This is a genomic window from Pseudomonas sp. S44, from assembly GCF_016624805.1.
GTDB classification, from domain to species: Bacteria; Pseudomonadota; Gammaproteobacteria; order Pseudomonadales; family Pseudomonadaceae; genus Aquipseudomonas; species Aquipseudomonas machongensis.
Genome location: NZ_JACVTY010000010.1, coordinates 75,679 through 101,099, shown reverse-complemented (window position 1 = coordinate 101,099; position 25,421 = coordinate 75,679). Strand labels below are relative to the sequence as shown.

General features: G+C 64.4%; 16 protein-coding genes. 7 read left to right on the top strand and 9 right to left on the bottom strand.

Features of this window, described 5'->3' with window-relative positions:
- Nucleotides 1-9 precede the first annotated feature (9 nt).
- The gene (locus IAE40_RS10430) at nt 10-915 is read left to right on the top strand and encodes a TauD/TfdA dioxygenase family protein (protein ID WP_054891639.1); all 906 of its coding nucleotides are present in this window, start codon (nt 10-12) and stop codon (nt 913-915) included.
- A gap of 86 nt (nt 916-1,001) precedes the next feature.
- Here IAE40_RS10430 and IAE40_RS10425 read toward each other — a convergent pair whose 3' ends face one another.
- Complete coding sequence (locus IAE40_RS10425; protein ID WP_200603130.1) at nt 1,002-1,916, bottom strand: LysR family transcriptional regulator; 915 nt, start codon at nt 1,914-1,916, stop codon at nt 1,002-1,004.
- A 192-nt stretch (nt 1,917-2,108) separates the two neighbouring features.
- On the opposite strand from IAE40_RS10425, the gene IAE40_RS10420 reads away from it, so the two are divergent.
- From IAE40_RS10420 to gabT, 4 genes are all read left to right on the top strand, one after another.
- Nucleotides 2,109-4,448, top strand: a complete 2,340-nt coding sequence (locus tag IAE40_RS10420) for a TonB-dependent receptor (RefSeq protein WP_200603129.1) — start codon at nt 2,109-2,111, stop codon at nt 4,446-4,448.
- Between the two features lie 17 nt (nt 4,449-4,465).
- Nucleotides 4,466-6,142, top strand: a complete 1,677-nt coding sequence (locus IAE40_RS10415; protein WP_200603128.1) for an aryl-sulfate sulfotransferase — start codon at nt 4,466-4,468, stop codon at nt 6,140-6,142.
- 374 nt (nt 6,143-6,516) lie between these two features.
- Nucleotides 6,517-7,959, top strand: coding sequence for an NADP-dependent succinate-semialdehyde dehydrogenase (gabD, locus tag IAE40_RS10410; RefSeq protein WP_054891643.1), 1,443 nt, complete (start codon nt 6,517-6,519; stop codon nt 7,957-7,959).
- A gap of 179 nt (nt 7,960-8,138) precedes the next feature.
- Nucleotides 8,139-9,416 carry a 4-aminobutyrate--2-oxoglutarate transaminase gene (gene gabT, locus IAE40_RS10405; protein WP_063542182.1) on the top strand — a complete coding sequence of 426 codons (1,278 nt, stop codon included), beginning with the start codon at nt 8,139-8,141 and terminating at the stop codon, nt 9,414-9,416.
- Nucleotides 9,417-9,483: 67 nt separating this feature from the next.
- Here the strand turns inward: gabT and IAE40_RS10400 are convergent, their stop codons facing one another.
- Nucleotides 9,484-14,235 (bottom strand): dermonecrotic toxin domain-containing protein, encoded by a 4,752-nt coding sequence (locus IAE40_RS10400; RefSeq protein WP_200603127.1) that lies wholly within the window; start codon nt 14,233-14,235, stop codon nt 9,484-9,486.
- A 245-nt stretch (nt 14,236-14,480) separates the two neighbouring features.
- On the opposite strand from IAE40_RS10400, the gene IAE40_RS10395 reads away from it, so the two are divergent.
- A complete protein-coding gene (locus tag IAE40_RS10395) occupies nt 14,481-15,806 on the top strand; it encodes a response regulator (RefSeq protein WP_125930998.1) in 1,326 nt (441 codons plus the stop codon).
- Nucleotides 15,807-15,816: 10 nt separating this feature from the next.
- Here IAE40_RS10395 and IAE40_RS10390 read toward each other — a convergent pair whose 3' ends face one another.
- Together IAE40_RS10390 and desA are read right to left on the bottom strand one after the other, a co-directional pair.
- Nucleotides 15,817-16,806 (bottom strand): GGDEF domain-containing protein, encoded by a 990-nt coding sequence (locus IAE40_RS10390; RefSeq protein ID WP_151925496.1) that lies wholly within the window; start codon nt 16,804-16,806, stop codon nt 15,817-15,819.
- Nucleotides 16,807-16,946: 140 nt separating this feature from the next.
- Nucleotides 16,947-18,131: a delta-9 fatty acid desaturase DesA gene (gene desA / locus IAE40_RS10385; protein WP_200603126.1), complete on the bottom strand. Its 1,185-nt coding sequence runs from the start codon at nt 18,129-18,131 to the stop codon at nt 16,947-16,949.
- A 252-nt stretch (nt 18,132-18,383) separates the two neighbouring features.
- Here desA and dibA point away from each other — a divergent pair, with 252 nt between their 5' ends.
- Nucleotides 18,384-20,279 carry a phosphodiesterase DibA gene (dibA, locus tag IAE40_RS10380; RefSeq protein WP_200603125.1) on the top strand — a complete coding sequence of 632 codons (1,896 nt, stop codon included), beginning with the start codon at nt 18,384-18,386 and terminating at the stop codon, nt 20,277-20,279.
- Nucleotides 20,280-20,294: 15 nt separating this feature from the next.
- Here dibA and IAE40_RS10375 read toward each other — a convergent pair whose 3' ends face one another.
- The 5 genes from IAE40_RS10375 to IAE40_RS10355 are packed head-to-tail and all read right to left on the bottom strand — an operon-like array spanning nt 20,295 to nt 25,402.
- Nucleotides 20,295-20,939 (bottom strand): methionine ABC transporter permease, encoded by a 645-nt coding sequence (locus tag IAE40_RS10375; protein WP_200603124.1) that lies wholly within the window; start codon nt 20,937-20,939, stop codon nt 20,295-20,297.
- The gene (locus IAE40_RS10370) at nt 20,929-22,038 is read right to left on the bottom strand and encodes a methionine ABC transporter ATP-binding protein (RefSeq protein WP_153772481.1); all 1,110 of its coding nucleotides are present in this window, start codon (nt 22,036-22,038) and stop codon (nt 20,929-20,931) included. Before IAE40_RS10370 ends, IAE40_RS10375 begins: the two co-directional genes overlap by 11 nt.
- Before the next feature lies 1 nt (nt 22,039).
- Entirely contained in the window at nt 22,040-22,840 is an 801-nt protein-coding gene (locus IAE40_RS10365) for a MetQ/NlpA family ABC transporter substrate-binding protein (RefSeq protein WP_197889748.1), read from the bottom strand.
- Nucleotides 22,833-24,221, bottom strand: coding sequence for an LLM class flavin-dependent oxidoreductase (locus IAE40_RS10360; RefSeq protein WP_054925365.1), 1,389 nt, complete (start codon nt 24,219-24,221; stop codon nt 22,833-22,835). Before IAE40_RS10360 ends, IAE40_RS10365 begins: the two co-directional genes overlap by 8 nt.
- Entirely contained in the window at nt 24,221-25,402 is a 1,182-nt protein-coding gene (locus IAE40_RS10355) for an SfnB family sulfur acquisition oxidoreductase (RefSeq protein WP_197889750.1), read from the bottom strand. Before IAE40_RS10355 ends, IAE40_RS10360 begins: the two co-directional genes overlap by 1 nt.
- Nucleotides 25,403-25,421: the final 19 nt, after the last annotated feature.

The following is a 25,421-nucleotide window of genomic DNA, read 5'->3' as shown; positions in this document are numbered from 1 at the left end:
GAGCACGACATGAGCAACGCCGCATTGGCCGCCGCGCCACAAGCCCTGGAACTCGATATCCATCCGGTCGCCGGCCGCATCGGTGCCGAGATCCGCAACCTGAAGCTGTCCGCTGACCTGGACACTGCCACCGTCGACGCCCTCCAGGCGGCGCTGGTGCGGTACAAGGTGATCTTCTTCCGTAACCAGACCCACCTCGACGACCAGGGCCAGGAAGCCTTCGCCAAGCGGCTCGGCGAGCCAATCGCTCACCCCACCGTGCCGGTGGTCGATGGCACCCGCTACCTGTTGCAGCTCGACGGTGCCGAGGGCCAGCGCGCCAACTCCTGGCACACCGACGTGACCTTCGTCGACGCCTACCCCAAGGCGTCGATCCTGCGCAGCGTGGTGGCGCCGGCCTCCGGTGGCGACACGGTCTGGGCCAACACCGCGAGCGCCTATCAAGAGCTGCCTGAACCACTGCGCGAGCTGGCCGACAAGCTCTGGGCCGTGCACAGCAACGAGTACGACTATGCCGGCGCCAAGCCGGATGTGGACCCCGAGCGGCTGGAGCGCTATCGCAAGGTGTTCACCTCGACCGTGTACGAGACCGAGCATCCGCTGGTGCGCGTGCACCCGATCAGCGGTGAACGGGTGTTGCAGCTGGGGCACTTCGTCAAGCGCATCAAGGGGTATTCACAGGCGGATTCGAACCACCTGTTCAACTTGCTGCAGGGGCATGTGACGCGTCTGGAGAACACCGTGCGCTGGCGCTGGCAGGCGGGGGACGTGGCGATCTGGGATAACCGCGCGACGCAGCACTATGCGGTGGACGATTACGGTACCCAGCCGCGGATCGTGCGGCGGGTGACCCTGGCCGGTGAGGTGCCGGTGGGGGTGGATGGGCAGTTGAGTCGGACCACACGCAAGGGGTGATCCTGTAGCGGGTGTGTCGGCTTCTTCGCGGGCAAGTCCGCTCCCTGTGGGAGCGCGCTTGCCCGCGAAAAGTCCACGACCGATCCCTAACCTTCCCCATCACAAGCAATCAACTGCCGCACCAACCCCTGCGCCAATGGGGACAACCCATAGCCCACCCGGCTGACGATGCCGTAGCGGGTATGGCAAGCCTCTTCCTGTTCCGCCGTCAGGTCCACCAGCTCCAGCGCCACCAGCCGCTCTTCGTCCTGATAAGGCCGCAAGTTGCCCCGGCAGGCGATGCCGATGGTGTCCGATTGCATCACCACGTTGAGCAGCGCATAGCCATGCTCGCACTCCACGTTGGGCAGGAAGTCCTGGCGGCCGCTCATCTCGCTGAGCACCTTGCGGATGTTCGGCGGGCGCAAGGTGGTGGCCATCGGGTAGTCGAACAGGTCACGCGCGCGCACCTCGTTGCGCTCGGTCAGCGGATGCCCGGCGCGGCAACAGAAGTACCAGCGTTGCGGCGTGAGTTTGTGCACCCGGTAGTCCGGGTCGGCTTCGAACTGACGGGTGTCGGCGACGAAGAACTCGATCTCCTCGGCCATCAGCCTGCGGTTCAACGCCTGCCAGTTATCCACCTGGAAGCAGGTGCGCGCCGCCGGAAACTCGGTCACGAAGCGCGCCACCGCGCGTGGCACCAGCCCACCGGCAGGCGCCGGCCCCGAACCGAAGCGCACCATGCCGGTCGTCGCGCCATTGAACTGGTTGATCTCGTTGACCAGGTTGTGCGCGCCATGCACCAGGCGCCGCGAATGCTCCAGTACCAACTGGCCCTGGCGGGTCGGTGTCAGCTCCTTGCTGGCGCGGTCGACCAGGCGACAGCCGACGTTGTGCTCCAGCGTCTGGATGCTGCGGCTGAAGGCCGATTGCGACAGGTTCACGGCCGCGGCGGCGGCGACGAAGCTGCGGTGCTCGACCAGGGCGATGAAGTGGCGAAGCTGACGGAGATCGATATGCATTTTCTACATGAAAACTTTCGGTGAAATGCAATTGCTGACAAGGGTTGTGAACCTTATAAATGCAGTTACTTATTCCACAAAATATGAAATGCAAATATTTATATCTCTTAAAAGAATATAAGCCCCTCTGACTGCGATTCGGTTCCGTCAACGGAAATGCTCGCCAGGGCCCATGCCTCAAGGAGCATCTGCATGTCGCGAGTTTTCCGTTGGCCGACGCGTGCGTCGCTGTTCACCCTGCAACCCCTGGCCGCTGGTGTGCTGTTGGCGACCGCCGGTCATGTCCTCGCCGAGCCGGCGCCTGCCGACGCTGCGCCCACCGTCGAACAGGACGCCAAGCTTGGCACCGTCACAGTCAATGCCCGGCGCCGCGAGGAAACCTCGCAGAGCGTGCCCACGCCCATCAGCGTGCTGGGCAGCGAAACCCTGGAAACCCAGCGTATCTACCGAGTGCAGGACCTGCAGCAACTGGTGCCCAGCACCAATGTCGCCTACGTCCATGCGCGCCAGTCGAGCATCTCGATCCGCGGCCTGGGCAACAACCCGGCCAGCGATGGCCTCGAAGGCAGCGTCGGGGTGTATCTGGACAACGTCTATCTGGGGCGCCCCGGCATGGCCGTGTTCGACCTGCTCGACGTCGAGCAGCTCGAAGTGCTGCGTGGCCCGCAGGGCACGCTGTTCGGCAAGAACACCACGGCCGGGGTACTCAACATCACCACACGCAAGCCGACCTTCCAGCGCGAGGGCAGCGTGCAATCGTCGTTGGGCGAGGACGGCTACTGGCAAACGCAAGGCAGTTTCTCCGGCCCGATCACCGACACCCTCGCCGGGCGCATCAGCGCTTACCGCACCGAGGACGACGGCTATGTGAAGAACCTCTACAACGGCGACGATCTCAACGGTGGCAAGCGCCAGGGTTTTCGCACCCAGTTGCTGTTCAAGCCCAGCGATACCTTCAACCTGCGCTGGATCGGCGAGTACAACGAAGAGGACTCCAACAACGGCATCCTCAGCCTCTACAGCACCGGCCCGACCATCAACGGCGTCAACCGCTACGAAAGCCTGGCCAGCCAGGCTGGCGCCACCTTGGTGTCGGGCAAGAAGCGCAAGGTCAACTTCGATGCCGACCAGATGGTCAAGGTGTTCCAGGGCGGCACTTCGGTCGAGGCCAACTGGACGCTGCCCAACGACTTCACCCTGACCTCGATCACCGCCTACCGCTGGTGGGATTTCACGCCACGCAACGACGACGGCCTCAACGTGCCCGCCGCCTACAACGCGGGCGTGTCGGTGCGCGACAAGCAGTACTCGCAGGAACTGCGTCTGGCCTCGCCCACCGGCGGCTTCTTCGACTACGTGCTGGGGGCCTACTACTTCAAGCAGGACCTGGACAACAAGTCGTTCACCTATTACGGCCCCCAGGCCGACATCTGGAACGCCACCCCGGCCGGAGCCTTGGCCAACGTCACCACCCTCGGCAACGGCCATATCGATACCGATAGCTACGCGTTGTTCGCCCAGGGCACCTGGCACCTGACCGAGCGCCTGGACTTCACCGCAGGCGTGCGCGGCACCTATGAAGAGAAGAATGCCTGGGTGACCCGCGACGATCCCTTTGGCGGTGCCGCGGTCACCGGTGCAGCCGCGACAGCACGCCAGGGCCGCGTGGGGGCCTACGATTCGGGCGACCTCAGCCAGTACAGTTTCGCGCCGTCGGGGCTGCTGAGCCTGAGTTACCGCTTCAACGACGAGGTGCTTGGCTACGCCAGCCTTTCGCACGGCGAAAAGTCGGGTGGCGTGAACCTGACCGTCGGCGCCGCCCCGCGCCTGGGCACCGACTCGCTGCAGGTCGGCACCGAGCGGGTCAACAACGCCGAGCTCGGGGTCAAGAGCACGCTGCTCGACAACCGCCTGCAACTCAATGCCAACCTGTTCTGGGCGCAAGTACATGGCTACCAGGCCAACGTCTACGACCAGGTCAATCGCGTGCAGTACCTGGCCAACGCCGGCAGCGTGCGCTCGCGTGGTTTCGAATTCGAGGCCACGGCCGTGCCATTGCGCGGCCTGACCTTGAACTTCAACGGTTCGTGGAACGACGTGCGCTACACCGAGTACAAGGACGCCCCGTGCCCGCCGGAGGTCAGCCTGGTCAACGCCGCCGCGACTTGCGACTTGTCCGGCCACCAGGTGGTCGGTGCCTCCAAGTACATCGCCAACCTCAACGCCCAGTACAAGTGGCAACTGGCCGAGCGCATCGAGCCCTATGTCACCGCCAGCTATGCCTTCCGCTCTCGCGCAGTGGGCACCATCGACGACTCGGACTACGGCCAGATCCCCAGCTACGCCATCGTCAACCTCTCCACCGGCGTGCGCCTGGACCAGGGCGACGGCGTGCTCGACCTGTCGCTGTGGGTGAAGAACGCCGGCGACAAGACCTATTTCACCAGCCTGTGGAATTCCGCCAACGGCGGCTATGCCGGCGTGCTCGGCACGCCGCGCACCGTGGGCGTCACCGCCCGCTACGACTTCTGAGGACAAGGAGCTTTGCCATGAACGCCAAGACCGAAACCCCCGCCCTGCCCGAGGGCGCCTGCATCACCGCCAAAGTGCCCACCGACGACCAGGCGCTGCTAGGGGACATCGTCGTCAACCCGTACCGCCTGGCGCCGCTGACTGCGATCATCCGCGACGGCGGGCGCACCATCAGTAACGCCCATGTGCGTGTGCTGGGCCGTGGTGAGCGGGGTGTGGACATTGCCTACGACGTCTCGAACCGCTCGCTGTGGACTTACGGCGGCATCCCGGTGTTCGGGCTCTACCCGGACCACGTCAACCAGGTCGAGGTCAGCTACAAGCTCGACGGTGAGCGCGTGCGCGAGCGTTATGAAATCTACGCCCCGGCCGTGCGCCTGCCGGTAGTGGCGAGACAGACGGCGGCGCTGCCGCTGGTCGAACCGATCAAGGTGGCGCCGGGCTTCGAGAAGCGTCTCTACCTGTTCAACCACCTGCTGGGCGAGATCCCCGGTGGCCGTGCCTTCAAGTGGAACGGCCTGGGCGGTGCTGCCGAGTGGGATCAGGTCGGCAACAACTGGATCGCCGACAGCAATGGCGATGTGCGCTGGTACCTGGATATCGAGCAGATCCACGACTCCAACCGCCGCGATGGCCTGGGGGGGACCATGGGCTTCCAGCAGACCCGCGACGGCAAGCTGATCTGGGGCCAGGGCCAGACCTACTCCAAGTTCGACCTGCTGGGGCGGCGCGTCTGGCAGCGCAACCTGCCGGACAAGTTCGCCGACTTCTCCCACGAGATCCGCGAAACGGCTCAGGGCACCTACCTGCTGCGCGTCGGCACCAGCGACTACCGGCGACCGGACGGCAAGCGCGTGCGCTCGATCCGCGACCACATCATCGAGGTTGACGAGGCGGGGGATGTCCTGGACTTCTGGGACCTCAACCAGATCCTCGACCCCTACCGCGGCGACCTGCTGGAAACCCTCGGCAAGGCGGCGATCCAGTTGCCGGCGGGCGTGCACAAGCAGGACGAGCGCCTGGCCAACGAGCTGGCCGAAGGCGATCTGCCGTTCTGCGACACTCCCGGCGTCGGCACCGGGCGCAACTGGGCGCATGTCAATGCCATCGACTACGACGCCGATGACGACAGCATCATCGTTTCAGCGCGTCATCAAGGGGTGGTGAAGATCGGGCGTGACAAGCAGGTGAAGTGGATCCTCGCCTCGCCCCAGGGCTGGCCCGCGCGGCTGAAGGCCAAGGTGCTGACGCCAGTCGGCGGCGATGGCTTCGACTGGTCGTGGACGCAGCACACCGCCTGGCTCACCGGCAAGGGCACGCTGACGGTGTTCGACAACGGCTGGGGCCGCGATTTCGCCCCGACCAAGCTCAGCGGCAACTACAGCCGCGCGGTGGAGTACCGCATCGATGAGGCCAAGGGTACGGTCGAGCAGGTGTGGGAATACGGCAAGGAGCGAGGCGACGAGTGGTATAGCCCGATCACTTCGGTGGTGGCCTACCGTCCGGAGACCGATACCCAGTTCATCTATTCCGCCTCGGTGGGCTACCTGACGCCGGAGAAGCTCACCACTACGGTGCTCAATGAGGTGCGCCGTGGCACTCAGGAGGTGCTGGTGGAATTGAAGGTGCACAGCCGTCAGCCGGGGAGTGTGGGGTATCGGGCTCTGGTGATCGAGTTGGACAAGGCCTTCTGATAGAGCGGCATCACATTTTCGTCAGCTCGATCGTCTAATCTTTGCTGGCCCTATCGCGGGGGCAACCCCCCCCCCCCACCACCGGGGGGGGGGGGGGGCGGGACAAGCCCGCTCCCACAACCTGTGGGAGCGGGCTTGTCCCGCGATAGGGCCAGCGCTGTCTAAAGACCATTCGTTCTTTTTTTCGAACAGCCTATTGTCCAACACCCCAGCACCCGCTTAGCATTCGTTTGAGATTTCAAACGCTCGATGCCCAATATTGAACACTTGGCTCGTTTGGGTGCCAGAATTCCTGACGGCAGCCCCACCAGGGGCGCCTTTCAACAATCAACAAGACGTTCCGTGCCAGCGCGGCGCGGTCAAGGGAAGCCGACATGCAGCTCAAAGACGCTCAGTTGTTCCGCCAGCAAGCCTTCATCAACGGTGAATGGCTGGATGCGGACAGCGGTCAGACCATCAAGGTGACCAACCCGGCCACCGGCGAAGTCATCGGTACCGTGCCGAAGATGGGGGCTGCGGAAACCCGCCGCGCCATCGAAGCCGCCGACAAGGCCCTGCCGGCCTGGCGTGCCCTGACCGCCAAGGAGCGTTCGAACAAGCTGCGCCGCTGGTTCGAGCTGATGATCGAGAACCAGGACGACCTGGCTCGCCTGATGACCACCGAGCAGGGCAAGCCGCTGGCCGAAGCCAAGGGCGAAATCGCCTATGCCGCCTCGTTCATCGAGTGGTTCGCCGAAGAAGCCAAGCGCGTCTACGGCGACACCATCCCGGGTCACCAGCCAGACAAGCGCCTGATTGTCATCAAGCAGCCGATCGGTGTCACCGCGGCCATCACCCCGTGGAACTTCCCGGCGGCGATGATCACCCGTAAAGCCGGCCCGGCCCTGGCCGCTGGCTGCACCATGGTGCTCAAGCCTGCTTCGCAGACCCCTTACTCCGCCCTGGCCCTGGTCGAGCTGGCCACCCGCGCCGGTATCCCGGCTGGCGTGCTGAGCGTTGTTACCGGCAGCGCCGGCGAAGTCGGCGGCGAGCTGACTGGCAACTCCCTGGTACGCAAACTGTCCTTCACCGGCTCGACCGAAATCGGTCGCCAGCTGATGGAAGAATGCGCCAAGGACATCAAGAAGGTTTCCCTGGAGCTGGGCGGCAACGCTCCGTTCATCGTGTTCGACGACGCCGACCTGGACAAGGCAGTCGAGGGCGCGATCATCTCCAAGTACCGCAACAACGGCCAGACCTGCGTCTGCGCCAACCGTATCTATGTGCAGGACGGTGTTTACGACGCGTTCGCCGAGAAGCTCAAGGCTGCCGTTGGCAAGCTGAAGATCGGTAACGGCCTGGAAGAAGGCACCACCACTGGCCCGCTGATCGACAACAAGGCGGTCGCCAAGGTCCAGGAGCACATCGAGGACGCCGTCTCCAAGGGCGCCAAGGTGCTGTCCGGCGGCAAGCTGATCGAAGGCAACTTCTTCGAGCCGACCATCCTGGTCGACGTACCGAAGACTGCCGCCGTCGCCAAGGAAGAGACCTTCGGCCCGCTCGCGCCGCTGTTCCGCTTCAAGGACGAGGCCGAAGTCATCGCCATGTCCAACGACACCGAGTTCGGCCTGGCCTCGTACTTCTATGCCCGCGACATGAGCCGCGTGTTCCGCGTCGCCGAGGCCCTGGAATACGGCATGGTCGGCATCAACACCGGCCTGATCTCCAACGAAGTCGCGCCGTTCGGCGGTATCAAGGCCTCGGGCCTGGGCCGCGAAGGTTCCAAGTACGGCATCGAGGACTACCTCGAAATCAAATACCTGTGCATCAGCGTCTGATGCGCTAAGGGCTTTACCTCTGCCAGCGGGGCGCGAGAGCGACGTCTCGCTGGTTTTTTTGACATGCAGTACCTGGTGGCCAGGGCGCCGGTGACAGTCGATCAACGAATACTGTTCGCAGGCACACCCAGCCACCCCCGAATAACAGCGCCGTCAGAGTCGGCGCGAATGAGGGCATTATGAGCAAGACCAACGAATCCTTGATGCAACGCCGTGTCGCCGCCGTCCCACGTGGCGTCGGCCAGATCCACCCGATCTTCGTCGAGTCGGCGAAGAACTCCACGGTGATCGACGTTGAAGGCCGCGAACTGATCGACTTCGCCGGCGGCATCGCAGTACTGAACACCGGCCACCTGCACCCGAAAGTGGTCGCTGCCGTTCAAGAGCAGCTGACCAAGGTCAGCCACACCTGCTTCCAGGTGCTGGCCTACGAGCCTTATGTCGAGCTGTGCGAAAAGATCAACAAGCTGGTTCCGGGTAACTTCGACAAGAAGACCCTGCTGGTTTCCACCGGCTCCGAAGCCGTTGAAAACGCCGTGAAGATCGCCCGTGCCGCCACTGGCCGTGCCGGTGTGATCGCCTTCACCGGTGGCTACCACGGTCGTACCATGATGACCCTGGGCCTGACCGGCAAGGTCGTGCCGTACTCCGCAGGCATGGGCCTGATGCCAGGCGGCGTGTTCCGTGCCCTGTTCCCGAGCGAGCTGCACGGCGTGAGCGTCGATGACGCCATCGCGTCGGTCGAGCGCATCTTCAAGAACGACGCCGAGCCACGCGACATCGCTGCGATCATCCTTGAGCCAGTACAAGGCGAAGGCGGTTTCCTGCCAGCGCCGAAAGAGCTGATGCAGCGCCTGCGCGCCCTGTGCGACCAGCACGGCATCCTGCTGATCGCCGACGAAGTGCAGACCGGCGCGGGCCGTACCGGCACCTTCTTCGCCATGGAGCAGATGGGCGTCGCGCCTGACCTGACCACCTTCGCCAAGTCCATCGCTGGCGGCTTCCCGCTGGCCGGTGTGTGCGGCAAGGCCGAATACATGGACGCCATCGCCCCAGGTGGCCTGGGCGGCACCTACGCCGGTTCGCCGATCGCCTGCGCCGCGGCCCTGGCCGTCATCCAGGTGTTCGAAGAAGAGAAACTGCTGGACCGCAGCAAGGCCGTTGGCGAGCGCCTGACCGCCGGCCTGCGTGAAATCCAGAAGAAGCACTCGATCATCGGTGACGTCCGTGGTCTGGGTTCGATGATCGCCGTGGAAGTGTTCGAGAAGGGCACCCACACCCCGAATGCTGCCGCCGTGGCCCAAGTGGTCGCCAAGGCCCGTGACAAGGGTCTGATCCTGCTGTCCTGCGGCACCTACGGCAACGTTCTGCGGATCCTGGTTCCGCTGACCGCCGAAGACGCCCTGCTGGACAAAGGCCTGGCCATCATCGAAGAGTGCTTCGCTGAATTGGCTTGATTGCCGATCCGCGTAGCCGATAAAAAACGCCCAGGCATTGCCTAGGCGTTTTTTTTCAACCTGAGGATCAGGTGCTCGAAGGGCTGGGAGGTGTCCAGTCGGCAGCAGGGAAGAAGCGTTCGACCAGGTCGTCGTTCTTGAGCATGGCGGCGTACTCGTCGCGCTTGAACGGGTTGCCAGTGCGCAGATCGTATACCGGGTGCACCACGGGCGCTGTGCTCGGGATCTCCTTGAGCTTCACATTGACGAAGCGGAAGTCGTCACCCACGACCTCGCCGATGTCTTCGATCTCGAAACGGCACCCTGGCGGGAACAGGGTTTCCGCCTCTGTTTTTGTCCATGACAGGGGTGCTATGGGCACCCCGCTCTGGTATTGGCCCGCGGGTATCTCGAAAACCACCGATGTGTCGTCGAACGTGCCCTTCACGATGTCCGGCGAGGACAGCTCATCGCTGGCGAAGGCGCGTATCACGTAGGGATTCTCGGTAAAGGACGTCAGGTCCGAGTTGACCAACACATCGCCCTTCTTGAGTTTTCCGCTGCGAAAGTGCGCGCCCGATGTGCTTCTCGTTCCGTTGCCTCCGCGGTAGAGAGCGACCGTGTTGCTCTTGGGCAGGGTTTCCAGCGAGTCCACCAGCTTGTCGACGAAAGTGTCCGAATCGCAGAACGGGAACTCATGCACCCCGCGGCGCAGGTAGCTGTTGATTTGCGAGTTTTCATCCGTGTAGTTGCCGATGAGGCGGTTTACGTAGTCTTCGTCTTCCTTGTAGGTGTAGGTGATGCCTTCGTCGGTTTGCAGGCACTCGAAATCATGTTCGTCCATGTGCGCATCTTCGCCATCCTCCAGGCGGGCGATGTCGGTGTCGTCCAACAGCGCGCGATGACGGGCCTGGGCCTGGTTCGAGAGCAGTTCGCTTTGCGCCGCGTCCTCTTTCATGTGGATATCCCAGAAGCTCGAGCGGTCGCTGGGCAGGCTCACGACGTTGTCGCCACCCGCCACAGGTGGGGTTACGGTTTCAGGCGGGGGTACCAGGTTGTTATCGCCAGGGTTCCCACCCCGCAACCCGCCACTGTCGACGCGCTTCCAGGTACCGTCCGCCTGGCGCGCCAATGGCTGGCGTCCGAAGAAGGCGAAGGGATTGTCCGGATCGATGATCGACCATTGCGCGGTTTGCGCATCGAATTGCACCTGGAACACCTGGTCATCGATCTGCACGTAGTGGCGGCCATTGACCAGGGTGACACCTTGCGCATGTGTGCCAGTTGCCGGTGTGCCACCTTCCAGCGAGATGGCGACGGCGTGCTTGTCGGGGACTGGCTGGCCGATAGTGTTTTCCGCGTGCTCCACCGGGGTCCAGTCACCCAGCTTGTCCTGCCGGGCGTAACGTCCGGTGTCGATCAGTTCACCGCTTGCGTTACGCCTGGCTATCCGCGCCAATCCCTGTGCGGAAGGGGGGCCGAGCAGCACCGACTGGCCCTTCAGCTCGACGGGCTTGAGCTCACGCTCGGTGAGACCGAGCACTGCCGTTTTCGTGTCTGCCCAGCGCCGTGGTTGGCTGGGCAGCCGCTCGGCATTGCGTAGCAGGCTGCCAAAACCTTTCATGCCGTGCGCCAGGTCACCATAGGCGCCTGCGCCGTTGAGCAGCGAAGACAACAGGTACAGGCTCGCGGTGCCGGCATCGCGATTGATGAATGCGCTCAGTGCGCCGACATAGTCGCGCAGGGCAAGTGCGGCGCCCACTGTGAAGGCGGCAGGCGGGAAGGGCAGCGTCACGATCTGGACCACCGTTTCCAGCGTGTTCCAGACGATGCTCGCGATCATGTCGGCGCGACCCTTGGTGACATCGCGCACATCGACGATGCGCTGGCGCAGCCCATCGTCGTAGCACAGGATGCGCAGGTCGTCCGTGGGGGCTTCGGGCACGCTTGGCACCGGGCTCGCTCCGCCCTCGCGCAGGTCCTTGAACAGGAAGGCCAGCAGTTGCCCGGCTTGCCTGCGACTGCGGTCCTTGTAGTAGTCGATCATGCCTGGGGTGGCGAGCGACTGGACGAAGCTGCTGAAGGGCCGAAAGTCGATGCCGTCTGCAGCCGCGGGAGTGTAGAGCAACGTCTGCGAGGGGTGTCCTTCCGGCGACTTGAGCAGGTAGCAACCGAGGATGACTTCTTCGCGGTAGGGCGGGGTCTTGCCCATGATCCGGTACAGCGCGTTGAACAACTTGCCGATTGCCGGCTCGTCGGCCAGGAACTCGTTGTCGATACGCACCACCAATCGGTAGAACGCATGACGCTCACGCTGGGTGTCGGCAGTCCGGTGCATGCTCTGGATGCTCGCCAGCAGCCAGGCGTACTGGTCGGCATCCAGATGCCCTTGCAGGAGGCTGCGCAGCGCCGCCAGTTGCATCTGCAGTTGTACGATCAACACGCTCTGCCGACGACGCCAGGCGTAGCCGGTGTGTATGGGTGAGAGCAGGGTCTCCTCGATCAGGCTGACGTAGCGGTCGGATACCCACTGACCGCGTACGGAGCCTGTGACCGACTGCGGCGTCAACGCCGAAAGATCAACCCCGTCGGGGCCTTCGAGGGTTGCCGTGGTATCCGCTGTGGCCGTGAACAAGCCCAGGCTGTCGTCATAGCCGTTGCGCAGCAATTGGGTGTAGGTAAGGGTCTCCCTGGGTGACTTGATGATCACGCTGTCCGGATCGATGCTGTCGTCACGGTTGCCGAGCAACTGCTTGAGCTTGTCACGGGCCTGGGCGTGGACATACGCCTCGAAATCCGGCAGTTGCGCATGCTTGGCCTCGGCATACTGCTGCTCTGCAGCCTGGATCTGGTCTTCCAGGCGCGTCAGCTGGCCACGCTGGGAGGCACTGGCCGCCCGCAACCAGGCGGGTGCGCGCGCGGCTGTGTTGGCCTCGGCAACCTCGATGCGGTTTTGGGTCAGGGCTTTGACCCCTTCCTGGCCCGTGAAGCGCACCAGTGTCATGAACTGCTCGTAGAGCTTTTCCGGGGTAGGGATCTGCTGACGCTGCCTGCGGATATCCAGGTACCAGGTGTCCCAGACCTGCATCTCGGTGCTGGCGGGCTGTTGCTGTGTCTGCGGGAATGGCTTGTTGGCGATCTGACTGATCAGGGCGGCGAACGAGGTGCGCTGCTGGGCTATCACGTTCTGCAGCAGGTAGGCCTGGGTGTCCGCTTCTGCGAACCAGCCCACCACCTCGACGAGCAACTGCCGTTCGCTGTCGAAACCCAGCACCGGCTTGTGCGGATGTTGCGGGCAGCAGAGCAACAGACGCTGCAGGCCTCCCTCGGCGTCTTCCTGGCGCACCAGCAGGGCATCGCTGAGCAGGTACTGGTCCGCCAGGAGCAGGTTGGCACTGGACAACCTGTCGTAGCCCGTGCCGCTTCCGGCGGCGAAGGTTGCCAGCGTCTGCTGGTCATCGGGCGTGATCTGGCCTTGCAGGCGTGCGCACCAGGCTTGGGCCGCGATCTGCTGCAAGAGGGCGGCGTTCATCAGCGACCGGCTGCTGTCCTGCTTGTGTGCGGCTCTCTGTGCGGGGGCGAACTTGCCGTGCAGCGCCAGTGTTTCGATCAGCTTGCAGACATAAGCGGGCGTGAGTGTGGCGTACGCCTCAGGCAGTGGCCGGTCTTGTTGCTCGAAGCGCGTGGCGGTGATGAATTCCGAGGCCGGTTGGTCGTCGCCGTCGTGCAGGCCCTGCAACGCCAGGTGCACAAGGCTGCGCCGGATCTCGTAGGGGGCGGCGGTTTCGGGCAGCGTACGCTTGGTCACCAGCATGATCTGCTCGGGGTCCAGGTCCAGGCCCAGGTCGTTGGCGATACTGCTGCGCAGATGGGTCGCGGCGAAGCTTTCTATACTGTCGCAGGCGCCCAGCGCACTGAGCATGGCGGCACGCGCGTGGTCGTATTCCTGGAGTGCCTTCAGGCATTGACTGGCCTGGTCCTCAGGCGCGTATCGCAGCCATTCAGGTGCTTTTGGCGGTGTCTTGAGTGCTTCGTCGAGGGTGGCGTCGAGCGCGCTGCCTGGCCCAAGGGCAAGCGGCAGGCGCAGGGCATCCTCGACGCGCCCGGAACGGGATTCACCAGGCGCCAGCCCGGCCTGCAAGGCGTGCTTGATATCGTGCAGTTGCAGGCTGCGCAGTTGTCGATGCAGCTCGGCAAAGGCCTTGCGCGGTGCGGGCCTGATCACCCAGTGGCGCTGTTCGTAGGTTTGCACTGCCGATGGCTGGGTCATCGCGAGGCGCTGCGTGCGGGGCAGGGTATCGGTGATGCTGGCCCTGGCCACCGGCTGGTTCACCAGCGCGGTCAGCGCTGCGATTGCCAGGTCGCGCGTGGCGAAAGCGGCCCATTGCCGGCCTGCGAGCCACACGAGGGTCGGGCCGCTGTCCAGGCTGAACATGAGGCAGCCATGCAGTGTGGCTGTGCGGCTTGCCTCGAGCTTGAGGCTCAGGGTGCTGATGCTCAGGTCATTCTGATCGAGCGAAGCGGGCAGGCAGGTGGCATAGATCGGATGGATCCTGCCGGCTGCGATCTGGACATCGAGCAATCGGCGCAGCGTGGCCTCGATATCTTCGATGTGACACTGGCGCCTCGTCATGGCGGGCTTTTCGAGCGACTCCCAGTAAGCGTGCACGGCGCTCCTGATCGTCAGCTCGATGCTCGCAGCTTCTGCGTCTGTCAGAGCCTGGTCCAGATTGACCAGCCCCATGCGCTCAAGCGAGGGGTGCTCTTCAAGGCGTTGGTCGATGCGGGTGCGCAGGGTCGAAAGGGCGTGTTGGGTGATGGATGAAAGGTTGAGCGTCATGAGCTCCTCGCTGGCCGTGCGTGTTGTACGGCTTTGTGATGGGGGCATCACTAGAGCCAGGCGGGCGCTGGGCGAGGTGGTAGTTAATGCATGCACGGATGCTGCGACGAAGATGAACAAACTGTGAACTGCATGCCATCGCGGGTTTTTTTATGCCAATTCGCGGCAGGTGGCGCTATGGTTAACCGATGGACGTGTTTGGAAGCCGCGATGGACTGCGTGTCAGGATTATTCAGGAGTTGCCCATGAGCGCTGCAGACCCCCTCCCACCCCGCGTGCTGATCGCCGAGAGCGATCCCTGGGTGCGCGACATGCTTCGCGAGATGCTGCTCAGCGTGCGCTGCGATGCCCGGCTGGAGGTTTGTGCCGATGGCTCCCAGGCCCTGACGGCGCTGTCGAGCAAGCCCGACCTGATCATCGCCGCCCGAGAGCTGTCCGGTGTCGATGGCCTCGACCTGTTGCGCAAGGTGCGCGCCAAGAGCGACAAGCCTGGGCTGCCGTTCATCCTCATGAGCGAACGCACTGACAGCGCCAGTGTGAAAGAAGCGCTGCCGCTGCATCCCACCGCCTACCTGAGCAAACCGCTGAACCTGGACAACCTGCGCAAACGCCTGGAAAACCTGTTGCTCGAAGTCGGCGAGCAGATCGCCTGCCCCGTGCCGCCCCTTCAGCCGGGTGCCAGCTTGCCGGCCTACCTCGAGCAGCGCCGCGCTACTGCCGATGGCGGCCCGCTGTTTGCCGATGTACAGGTGGCGATCAAGCGCGCCCTCAACCCGCAGGGGCTGAACCTGCGTGTGCTGGAAGAGGAGGTGCGCAATGACCCGCAGATCACCGGCGTGCTCATCGCCGCGGCCAACAGTGCCGCCATGCATAGCGATGCGCCGGTGCAGACCCTGCTGCAGGCGCTGAACAAGCTGGGCAGCACCCAGAGCATGAACCTGATCCTGGGCCTCACGCTGAAGCGCAGCGCACGCTTGAGCGACCCGCTGCTGGCGCAGCATGCCGCGCGCTTCTGGAACATCTCGCTGCATACCGCCGAATTCGCGCGTACCTTGGCACGCATGCTCGAGCTGGACCAGGAGCGCTGCTACTGCGCGGGCCTGCTGCATTGCCTGGGTGACCTGGCCGTGTTGCGTACCCTGCAGGAGTGGCGTCTGGCCGGTGGCGAGCTGGACGAAGACCAGGTGCAGTTGTCGCTCAATGAGTTTGGCGCGCCATTCGGTTCGGCCCTGCGCACCCGCTGGCGCCTGCCGCTGAACCTGCGCGAGCTGATCGCTGCGATCTATCAGCTGGGTGGTGGCGTGTATTCGCGAGAGATTCTGGCGATGAACCTGGCCGGCCAGTTGTCGCGGGCACTACCGACCCAGGGCAACGAGAAGATCGCCAGCAGCAAGACTGCACGCCTGCTCAAGCTCGGCCTGCCTGAGCTCAACCGCCTGCGCGAGCCACCCGCGCCGCCGGCGGTGATCACAACGCCTGAGGTCGAAGCCGCGAACGTTGAAGCTGAGGTTGTGGAAGAGGTGCCTCAGGCCCAGGACACCGACGAAGACAGCGCCACGGAAAAACCGTGAGCGCTACCGCTCATCCGCGCACGATCTGGTTCTTGCCCTGGCGCTTGGCCTGGTACATCGCCGCGTCGGCGCGACCGAACAGGTTGTCCAGGTCGGTATCCTGATCGCTCAGCTCGGTCAGCCCCTGGCTCACGGTCACGCCGTAGGTCTGCTGGCCGTAGGTGAAGCTCAGGCGCTGGATTTCTCGCTGCAAGCGCTCGGCGATCTGCTCGGCGACCTGTGCCGTGCAGCCTGGGAATACCGCCGCGAATTCCTCGCCGCCAATACGGCCGAACAGATCGCCCCGGCGCAGCACTGCCTTGCCGCTGTCGGCGATGCGCTGTAGCACCTGGTCGCCTTCCGGATGCCCATAGCTGTCGTTGATGTGCTTGAAGTCGTCGATGTCCAGGAGCAGGAATGCCATTGGCGTGCCGTCTTCTCGGGCGCGGTCGAACGCTTGCTGGGCGCATTCGAAGAAGTGCCGACGATTGCTGCTCTGGGTCAGGACGTCGGTGGTGGCAAGGCGCTGCAATTCGCCTTCGAGCTGTTTCTTCTCGGTGATGTCCTCGGCAATGCCGACGATGATCACCCGCTCGCCTTCGCGCTGTTGGTTGATGTAGCACTTGTCGCTGAGCCAGCGCACTTCGCCTGCGCCGTTGATGATGCGGTATTCGCGGTCCTCGACGGTGCCCTGGAGCAGTACCTGGGCCAGGCTGCGCTCGGCGTAGTCGAGGTCGTCGGGGTGGATTGCATCGCGCCATTCGTTGTAGTCGGCCATCACCAGGCTGGCCGGGCGGCCAAAAATACGTTCGTAGGCGGGGCTGACGTACAGCACCTGGCGGGTTTCCCAGTCGAAGGCCCAGAGCACGGCGTTGACGCTGTCGAGCAGCGAGCTGTAGAGCTGCTCGCGCTCGCTCAGGCGCGCCACTTCACCCTGGGCATGCAGCAGGGCGAGCAGGGTCTGGGCAGCTTCGGGGCGGGGCGGACCGGTCTGGATCGAGGGGTGACGTTCTTTGGCCATGTGCACGGATCGGATCTCGACGAATGTGCGTGCGGCCACGACCCGGCCCGCCACGCGGGCGATATGCCGATTTTGAGTCGAGCAGGGGGGGGAAGTTCCGGTCGGCATGCCCTCGGGCGGGGCATGCCGATCAACGGCAGTCAGGCGCCGGTAGGGCGTAGGGAGTAGGTCTTGAGCTGTGCGGCGAAGTCGCGCAGCGACTGGATACCGCTGGCTTCGGCCTCGTGTACCCAGTCTTTCATGGCCGCCAGCATGTCGTGGCCGTTGGCGCTGGTGCGTGCCCAGATCTGTTGCAGCGCCAGACGCTTCTCGTAGATGGTCTTGAGCGTCTGACTGTGCGTCAGCATCGATTCGATACGTACGTGGTGGCGATCCTGCAGCAGGCTGGTCTCGCGTGACAGCAGGCGCTTGGCACGGCGGAAGTGGTGGCGCACCGAGGTGTCGACCTTTTCCAGCTCCTGCTTGACCAGCGGGCCGATCACCAGCTTGCGGTACTGGGCCATGATCTGGAAGCGGTTGTTGAGGATCGCCATGGCGGTGTCCATGTCCAGCGAGGCCTTGCCTTCCACCCGGTGGGCGATTGGCGCCACGCGCTGCACCTTGGCCAGGCGCAGCAGGCACAGCAGCCGAATCCACATCCAGCCCATGTCGAACTCCCAGCGGCGCACCGACAGCTTGGGCGAATTGGGGTAGGTGTGGTGGTTGTTGTGCAGCTCTTCGCCGCCGATGATGATGCCCCAGGGCACCAGGTTGGTGGCCGCGTCGCGGCACTCGAAGTTGCGATAGCCGACCGCATGGCCCAGACCGTTGACCACACCGGCTGCCCAGAATGGAATCCACATCATCTGGATCGCCCAGATGGTGATGCCGATGGTGCCGAACAGCAGCAGGTCGAGCACGGCCATCAGGGCGATGCCGCCCATTTTGTAGCGCGAGTAGAGGTTGCGTTCGATCCAGTCATCCGGGCAGTTCTTGCCGTAGATGCGCAGGGTTTCCTCGTTGCGCGCCTCTTCCCGGTACAGCTCCGCGCCTTTGCGCAGGACCGTGCCCAGGCCCTTGTACACCGGGCTGTGCGGGTCGTCGGGGGTTTCGCACTTGGCGTGGTGCTTGCGATGGACCGCTGTCCATTCACGCGTGTTCTGCGCCGTGGTCAGCCACAGCCAGAAGCGGAAGAAATGCTTGAGCCCGGCATTGAGCTCCAGGGAGCGGTGCGCCGAGTAGCGATGCAGGTAGATCGTGACGCTGACGATGGTCACGTGGGTCATCAGCAGGGTGACCGCGACCAGTTGCCAGGCCGACAGGTCGAGCAGACCGTTGTACCACATAGTTGGAAAGACCCTCGGGAAAACAGGGGAAACAACGGGCGCATTATCCCTTGACGGGGAAATAAAACCAGTCGTGCTTTCGCCGGGATCGTCACCGCCGGTCACCTTGCCGTCGGCGAGGGTGTCGCCAAGGCAGGCTGGACGGGCAAAGGCGGCGGGAACCGCGACTTATTTATGAGCCGGGATTTAAAGTCACGGCATGTTTCAACCTTTATACTGCGCCATCATTTCCCATGGACTGATGCACCCGACATGTCTGTTTCTGTTCGCGACGCCTTGCGCATGGCTGCGCTCTACGTTGTGTTGTCGTTCCTCTGGCTGGTGCTGTCGGAGTGGGTGCTGCGTGGCATGACCGACAACGACCTGGCGCTGACCGTCGGGCGGCAGATCAACGTGGTGGTCTGGGTGCTGCTCAGCGCCTTGCTGATCTTCGTGTCACGGGCCCGGCTGCTCAACTTCATCGGCGTGGGTGCGCGTCTGCGCAGCGAGGATCGCGAACGCCTGCGCATGGCGGCAGCGGTCTTCGACAGCACCTTGGAAGGTGTACTGGTGACCGATCGCAACGGCCTGATCGTGCATGTGAACCGCGCCTTCATGCGCATCACCGGTTATCACCAGGACGAAGTGCTGGGCCAGCGCCCGAGCAAGTTCAAGTCGGGACGCCATGGGGCGCCTTTCTACCAGCAGATCTACGCGACCTTGGCCGAAAAAGGCGAGTGGAGCGGGGAAATCTGGAATCGCCGCAAGAGTGGCGAGATCTATCCGCAATGGCAGACGATCTGCGCGATTCGCGACGACAGCGGTGAGCTGAGCCACTACGTTGCGGTGTTCAGCGACATCAGTGCGATCAAGCATTCCGAGCAAGAGCTGGCCTACCTCGCCCATCACGACCCCTTGACCGGCCTGCCCAACCGCCTGCTGTTCAGCGACCGTGCCGAGCAGGCGTTGGCGGCGGCGCAGGCGAACAAGCGTGGCTGCGCCTTGCTGCTGCTCGACCTCGACCACTTCCAGAGCATCAACGACAGCCTGGGGCACACCATTGGCGACCAGTTGCTCAAGCTGGTGGGCGAGCGTTTGCAGGAGCAGCTGGGTAGCGGCGTGACCCTGGCGCGCCTGGGCGGCGACGAGTTCGCGGTACTGCTCGAGGGGTGCCAGCAGGTCGCCCAGGCGGCGACCACTGCACAGGGCATCCTCGAACGCCTTCGCCAGCCGTTCGCGTTCGAAGGGCAGCAGCTGTTCATCGGTGCGAGCATCGGTATCAGCCTGTTCCCCAGCGACGCGCTGAGCGCCGAGCAACTGTTGCGCAATGCCGACTCGGCGCTGTTCAAGGCCAAGAGCAATGGTCGCGCCTGCTATGCGCTGTACACCGAAGAACTTACCGCCCACGCCCAGCATCGCGTCGAGACCGCCGGTGAACTGCGCCGGGCACTGGCCCAGGAAGAGCTGCGCGTGTTCTACCAGCCGGTGCACGACCTGTTCACCGGGAGCATGGTCGGGGTCGAGGCGCTGGTGCGCTGGCAGCATCCCGAGCGCGGCCTGGTGCCGCCGGGCGAGTTCATCCCGATCGCCGAGCGCACCGGGCTGATCGTCGATATCGATGCCTGGGTGCTGCGCCAGGCTTGTCGGCAGATGGTGCAGTGGCAAGCCGAGGGGCGAGTGCTGGACTTCGTCGCGGTGAACCTGTCGAGTCGCCTGTTCGGCCAGCGTGGCCTGTATCGGCAAGTGGCCGAGGTGCTGGACGAGACCGGCCTGGACCCGGCGCTGCTGGAGCTGGAAGTGACCGAGAGTGCGGTGATGGAGGACCCGGAGGTGGCGCTGGAGCTGTTGCACCGTCTGCGCGAACTGGGCTTGCGCCTGGCGATCGACGATTTCGGCACCGGCTATTCGTCACTGTTGCGGCTCAAGCGCCTGCCGGTGCAGAAGCTGAAGATCGACCAGGGCTTCGTCGCCGGATTGCCCAATGACGAAGACGACATCGCCATCGTGCGGGTGATCATCGCCCTGGCGCGCAGCATGGGTATGCAGGTGCATGCCGAGGGGATCGAGCAGGCCGAGCAGGCGCGACTGCTGCTGGAGCAGCAGTGCGACCTGGGGCAGGGCTACTGGTTCGGACGGCCCGTGGCGGCCGAGAACCTGCGCTGGTCGTAGGAACTCGATTTCAGCTCAGCGCTTGTTCAAGCCTTTGGCCAACCGATCCCCGCCCAACTGGATCACCGCCACCAAGGCCACCAGCATGACGATCACCGTCAGCATGATCTGGCTGTCGAAGCGTTGGTACCCATAGCGGTAGGCGATGTCACCCAGACCACCGGCACCGATCGCGCCGGCCATGGCCGAGGAGTTGATCATGGTCACCAGGGTGATGGTGAAGCCGCCGACGATCCCTGGCAGCGCTTCGGGCAGCAGCACATGCCAGATGATGTGCCAGCGTCGGCAGCCCATGGCCTGCGCCGCTTCGATCAGGCCTTGGTCGACCTCGCGCAGGCTGACTTCGGCGATTCGGGCGAAGAATGGCGTGGCAGCGATGGTCAACGGCACCACGGCCGCCCAGACGCCATAGGTGGTACCGACGATCAGTCGGGTAAAGGGGATCAGTGCCACCATCAGGATCAGGAAGGGGATCGAGCGGAACAGGTTGACGAAGGCGCCGAGCACGCGGTTGAGCAGCGGCGCTTCGAAGATGCCGCCCTTGCCGCTGGTGACCAGCAGCACCGCCATCGGAATCCCCACCAGCAGCGCGATCAAAGAAGACACCCCCACCATCAGCAGGGTATCGATCAGGCCTTGCAGCAGGCGTTCAGTCCACATAACCCAGCACCTCCACATCGGCAGCCCAGCGCCGGGCGCGTTCGAGCAGTTGATGAGCCCCAAGCGCGGAGCCGCGCACGGCCAGGACCAGTTGGCCCAAGGCGTGCTCGCCAATGGTCTCGACACCCCCCTGGAGCAGACGCACACGCCCACCGAGATCGGTGAACAATGCCGACAGCTCCGGCTCGCCGACCAGTTGCAGGCGCAACACCACGGCAGCGTCCTGGCTGACCGGTTGAGCCCGCAAATTGGCCTGCAAGGCTGCGGGTAGCTTGGTCTGCAAGGGGGCGAGCAAGGTGCGGGTCACTTCGTGGCGCGGCGCGCCGAATACCTGCCAGACCTCGCCCTGCTCGACTACTTCGCCACGTTCGAGCACCACCACGCGCTGGCAGATGTCGCGGATCACCGCCATCTCGTGAGTGATCAGCACGATGGTCAGGCCAAGGCGCTGGTTGATATCGCGCAGCAGGTCGAGGATCGAGGCGGTGGTTTCAGGGTCCAGTGCCGAGGTTGCTTCGTCGCACAACAGGATCTGCGGATCGTGCACCAGCGCGCGGGCGATGCCGACACGCTGCTTCTGACCGCCGGACAACTGCGCCGGATAGACATGGTGTTTCTGTTCCAGGCCTACCAGCTCCAGCAACTCGCGCACTTTACGCTGACGCTCGGCCTTGGCCACGCCGGCGACCTTCAAGGGGAGCTCGACGTTCTGCCACACGGTCTTGGCCGACATCAGGTTGAAGTGCTGGAAGATCATGCCGATGCGTCGGCGCAGCGACACCAGGCGATCCTCGTCGAACGGAGCGATGTCGACCTGGTCGATCAGCACGCGCCCTTCGCTGGGTTGCTCCAGGCGGTTGATGGTGCGCAGCAGTGACGACTTGCCGGCGCCGCTGCGGCCGATGATGCCGAAGATCTCGCCGCGGCGGATGTTCAGGTCGATGCCGTGCAGGGCAGGGTGAGCTTGCCCGGGGTAGGTCTTGCCCAACCCGATGAAGCGTACATGGGCCTCGTTCACCTCCGGGCGCAATACCTGCTCGCGCGCCGGGGCCGGCGTGGCGTGGGGGACGGGCGCCCTGAGGGCGCTGGCGCTACTCATCTCAGCCCTCCCAGCCGGCCTGGTACAGGCTGCCGTGGGCCTTGTTCAGGGCTTCACGCACGGCCGGCGAATGCTGGTAGATATCGACGAACTTGGCCAGGCGCGGGTCGTCCTTGCTTTGCGGGCGGATCACGAACTGGATCACGTACTCCTTGTTCTCCAGGCCGTCGAACAGCAACGCCGAGGTGGCATCGAAGCTGTTGGCCAGGCGAATGTAGGCCGGGTAGCCCTGCACCAGGTCGGCATCGTCGTAGGCCCGCACCAGTTGCACGGCCTCGACCTGAAGAATCTTGAGCTTCTTCGGGTTGGCGACGATGTCATCTTCGGTGGCCTTGTAACCCACGCCAGGCTTGAGCGTGATCAGCCCGGCCTTGGCCAGCAACTGCAGGCCGCGCCCGCTGTTGATCGGGTCGTTGGCGATGGCCACGCTGGCGCCTTCGGGCAGTTCGGCGAAGCTCTTGTACTTCTTCGAATACAGGCCGACGTTATTGATGATCCCCGGTGCAAAGGGCACCAGGTTGAAGCCTGCTGCGGCCTTGGCGTTTTCCAGGAAAGGAATGTGCTGGAAGTAGTTCACGTCGATGTCGCCGCTGTTGAGGCTGACGTTGGGGGCGATCCAGTCGCTGAACTCGATCAGCTTTACCTCCAGGCCTTGCTTGTGCGCTTCTGCCACGGCCGCTTCGAGCGGAATGGCGAAGGCGGCCGTGGTACCGATCTTCAGGGGTTCGGCGGCCAGCGCGGCGCCGGCAAGGCCCAGGGACAGCAGGGCGGCCGCGACGGGCCGATAGAGTTTCTCAAGCATGATGCGCGGCTCCGGTGGGGGCGTTGGTCGGGGTGCGGTAGGTGCTGCCGGGATGGTCGGCGGGCAGATGTGCGCTAGGGCTGGCGAACAGCTTCTGGCGCAGGCTGCCCTCGGCGTAGGCGGTCTTGTAGCGGCCGCGGCGTTGCAGTTCGGGGACCACCAGGTCGATGAAGTCTTCGTAGCTTTCCGGGGTGACGGTGCGTGCCAGGTTGAAGCCGTCCAGGCCGGTTTCGTCGATCCAGCCGATCAGTTGCTCGGCGACCTGATCAGGCGCACCGACCAGGGTCACGTAGCGTCCGCCCAGGGCGTGTTGTTCCAGCAGGCGGCGGCGGGTCCAGGCGTTGTCCTGCAAGAGCTTGGTGGCGGACTGGATCGCATTGCCCTGGCCTGCGTTGATCGGCTCGTCGAGGTCGAAGGCAGCGAAGTCGATGCCGGTGGAGGCGGCAAAGTGCGCGACACCGGCTTCGGCGCTGGCGTGGCGCAAATACTCGGCGTGCTTGGCGCGGGCCTGCTCCTCGGTCGGTGCGACGATCACGGTGATGCCCATGAACACCTTGATCGCCTGAGGGTCGCGGCCGGCGGCGAGGGCGGCTGCGCGCACCTTGTCGACCTGGGCACGGGTGCCTGAGTGGGTCTGGCCGCCGATGAACACGCACTCGGCGTGGTTGCCGGCAAATGCCAGGCCGCGTGCCGAGCTGCCCGCCTGGAACAGCACCGGTGTGCGCTGCGGCGAGGGTTCGCACAGGTGATAGCCCTCGACCTTGTAGAACTCGCCTCGGTGCTCGACCTTGCGCACTTTATCGGGCCGGGCATAGACGCGCTGCTTGCGGTCTTCGACCACGGCATCGTCCGCCCAACTGCCTTCGAGCAGCTTGTACAGCACCTGCAGGTATTCGTCGGCCTGGTCGTAGCGCCGGTCGTGCTCGGGCTGTTGTTCCAGGCCCATGGCACGGGCCGCGCTGTCGAGGTAGCCGGTGACGATGTTCCAGCCGACCCTGCCCTTGCTCAGGTGGTCGAGGGTCGAGAGCCTGCGGGCGAACAGATACGGCGGCTCGTAGGTGAGGTTGGCGGTCAGGCCGAAGCCCAGGTTGCGTGTCACCGCGGCCATGGCCGAGACCAGCAGCAGCGGGTCGTTGACCGGCAGCTGGATCGACTCCTTGAGCGTGACGTCGACCGAGTCGCCGTAGATGTCGTAGGTGCCGACGATGTCGGCGATGAACAGCCCGTCGAACAGCCCGCGCTCCAGCAGGCGCGCGAGGTCGGTCCAGTACTCGATATCCTTGTAGCGGGTCGAGGTGTCGCGCGGATGGGTCCACAGGCCGTGGTTGATATGGCCAATGCAGTTCATGTTGAAAGCGTTGAGCAGGATCTGCTTGCTCATCAGATGGTCCCTCGCAGCGGTGGGTTTTCGCCGTTGAGGTAGTAGTTGCCGATGGCGTGGTACTTCCAGCGCACCGGGTCGTGCAGGGTGTGGACCCGGGCGTTGCGCCAGTGGCGGTCGAGGTTGTGTTCGGCCAGGGTGGCGCGGCTGCCGGCCAGCTCGAACAGAGTGCTGCCGGCGGCCAGGGAAATCTCGGTGCTGATCGCGCGGGCCTCGGCGACGGCGATGGAGGCGGCGGCCACGCTGCTGGCGTTGCTGTCGCGCTGGGCCTGGTCGAGGATTTCGCCGGCCCGCTCAAGCAGTGCTTCGGCGGCATGCAGGCGGATGCTCAGGCGACCGAAGCTGTTGAGTGTCAGTGGATCGGCCGAGGCCTGGTCGACACCTGCGTCGATCCATGGGCGGCTGTGGTTGCGCACGAAGTGCAGGGCGTCTTCGACGGCGGCGCGAGCGATGCCGGTGTCGATGGCGGCGTGGAGAATCTGGGCCAATGGGCCGACTGTGGTCGGGCGTTCGAACGCGGCCTGGAAGGGCACCAGGTCGGTAGCCTCGACACGGACATTGTCGAACAGCACCGAACCGCTGCCGGTGGTGCGCTGGCCGAAGCCGCTCCAGTCGTCGATCACTTGCACACCGGGGCTGTCGGCGGGCACGAACGCCAGTTGCTGCACGCCCTCGTCATCGACCACCGAGGTGGGGATGCGCTGGGCGTAGATCGCGCCGGTGGCGTAGAACTTGCGGCCGTTGATGCGGTAGCCGTCGCCGTCGCAGGTCAGGCGGGTAGTACGGTCGCTGGAGGTCCTGGTGCCGAGTTCGGCCAGGGCGTTACCGAAGCGCTTGCCGGCCAGCACCTCGGCGTAGAGACGCTGTTGCTGTTCGAGGTTGCCGTTCACGCGCAGCACTTCGAGGGCGTAGAAGTGGTTCTGCGGAATCTGCCCGAGCGAGGCGTCGGCCTGGGCGATGCGGGCGATGACCTTGGCCAGGGTGACGTTCGATACTTCGGCGCCGCCGAAGGCCTTGGGTACGCTGATCGCCCACAGGCCGGAGCGGGTGAACAGTTCCAGTTCGGCGTGCGGCAGACGGCGCTCACGGTCGCGCAGGGCGCTGTCGCGGTGCAGTTGCCGGGCGATGTCTTCAGCGACGGCCAGGGCTTGGGCGTCGCTGGTGATCACGGATGTGGTCATGTTGTTCTCCGGGGCGTTT

Coding starts and splice junctions, on each gene's coding strand:
- IAE40_RS10430 (WP_054891639.1), top strand. CDS start 10: ATGAGCAACGCCGCATTGGCCGCCGCGCCACAAGCCCTGGAACTCGAT.
- IAE40_RS10425 (WP_200603130.1), bottom strand. CDS start 1,916: ATGCATATCGATCTCCGTCAGCTTCGCCACTTCATCGCCCTGGTCGAG.
- IAE40_RS10420 (WP_200603129.1), top strand. CDS start 2,109: ATGTCGCGAGTTTTCCGTTGGCCGACGCGTGCGTCGCTGTTCACCCTG.
- IAE40_RS10415 (WP_200603128.1), top strand. CDS start 4,466: ATGAACGCCAAGACCGAAACCCCCGCCCTGCCCGAGGGCGCCTGCATC.
- gabD (WP_054891643.1), top strand. CDS start 6,517: ATGCAGCTCAAAGACGCTCAGTTGTTCCGCCAGCAAGCCTTCATCAAC.
- gabT (WP_063542182.1), top strand. CDS start 8,139: ATGAGCAAGACCAACGAATCCTTGATGCAACGCCGTGTCGCCGCCGTC.
- IAE40_RS10400 (WP_200603127.1), bottom strand. CDS start 14,235: ATGACGCTCAACCTTTCATCCATCACCCAACACGCCCTTTCGACCCTG.
- IAE40_RS10395 (WP_125930998.1), top strand. CDS start 14,481: ATGAGCGCTGCAGACCCCCTCCCACCCCGCGTGCTGATCGCCGAGAGC.
- IAE40_RS10390 (WP_151925496.1), bottom strand. CDS start 16,806: ATGGCCAAAGAACGTCACCCCTCGATCCAGACCGGTCCGCCCCGCCCC.
- desA (WP_200603126.1), bottom strand. CDS start 18,131: ATGTGGTACAACGGTCTGCTCGACCTGTCGGCCTGGCAACTGGTCGCG.
- dibA (WP_200603125.1), top strand. CDS start 18,384: ATGTCTGTTTCTGTTCGCGACGCCTTGCGCATGGCTGCGCTCTACGTT.
- IAE40_RS10375 (WP_200603124.1), bottom strand. CDS start 20,939: ATGTGGACTGAACGCCTGCTGCAAGGCCTGATCGATACCCTGCTGATG.
- IAE40_RS10370 (WP_153772481.1), bottom strand. CDS start 22,038: ATGAGTAGCGCCAGCGCCCTCAGGGCGCCCGTCCCCCACGCCACGCCG.
- IAE40_RS10365 (WP_197889748.1), bottom strand. CDS start 22,840: ATGCTTGAGAAACTCTATCGGCCCGTCGCGGCCGCCCTGCTGTCCCTG.
- IAE40_RS10360 (WP_054925365.1), bottom strand. CDS start 24,221: ATGAGCAAGCAGATCCTGCTCAACGCTTTCAACATGAACTGCATTGGC.
- IAE40_RS10355 (WP_197889750.1), bottom strand. CDS start 25,402: ATGACCACATCCGTGATCACCAGCGACGCCCAAGCCCTGGCCGTCGCT.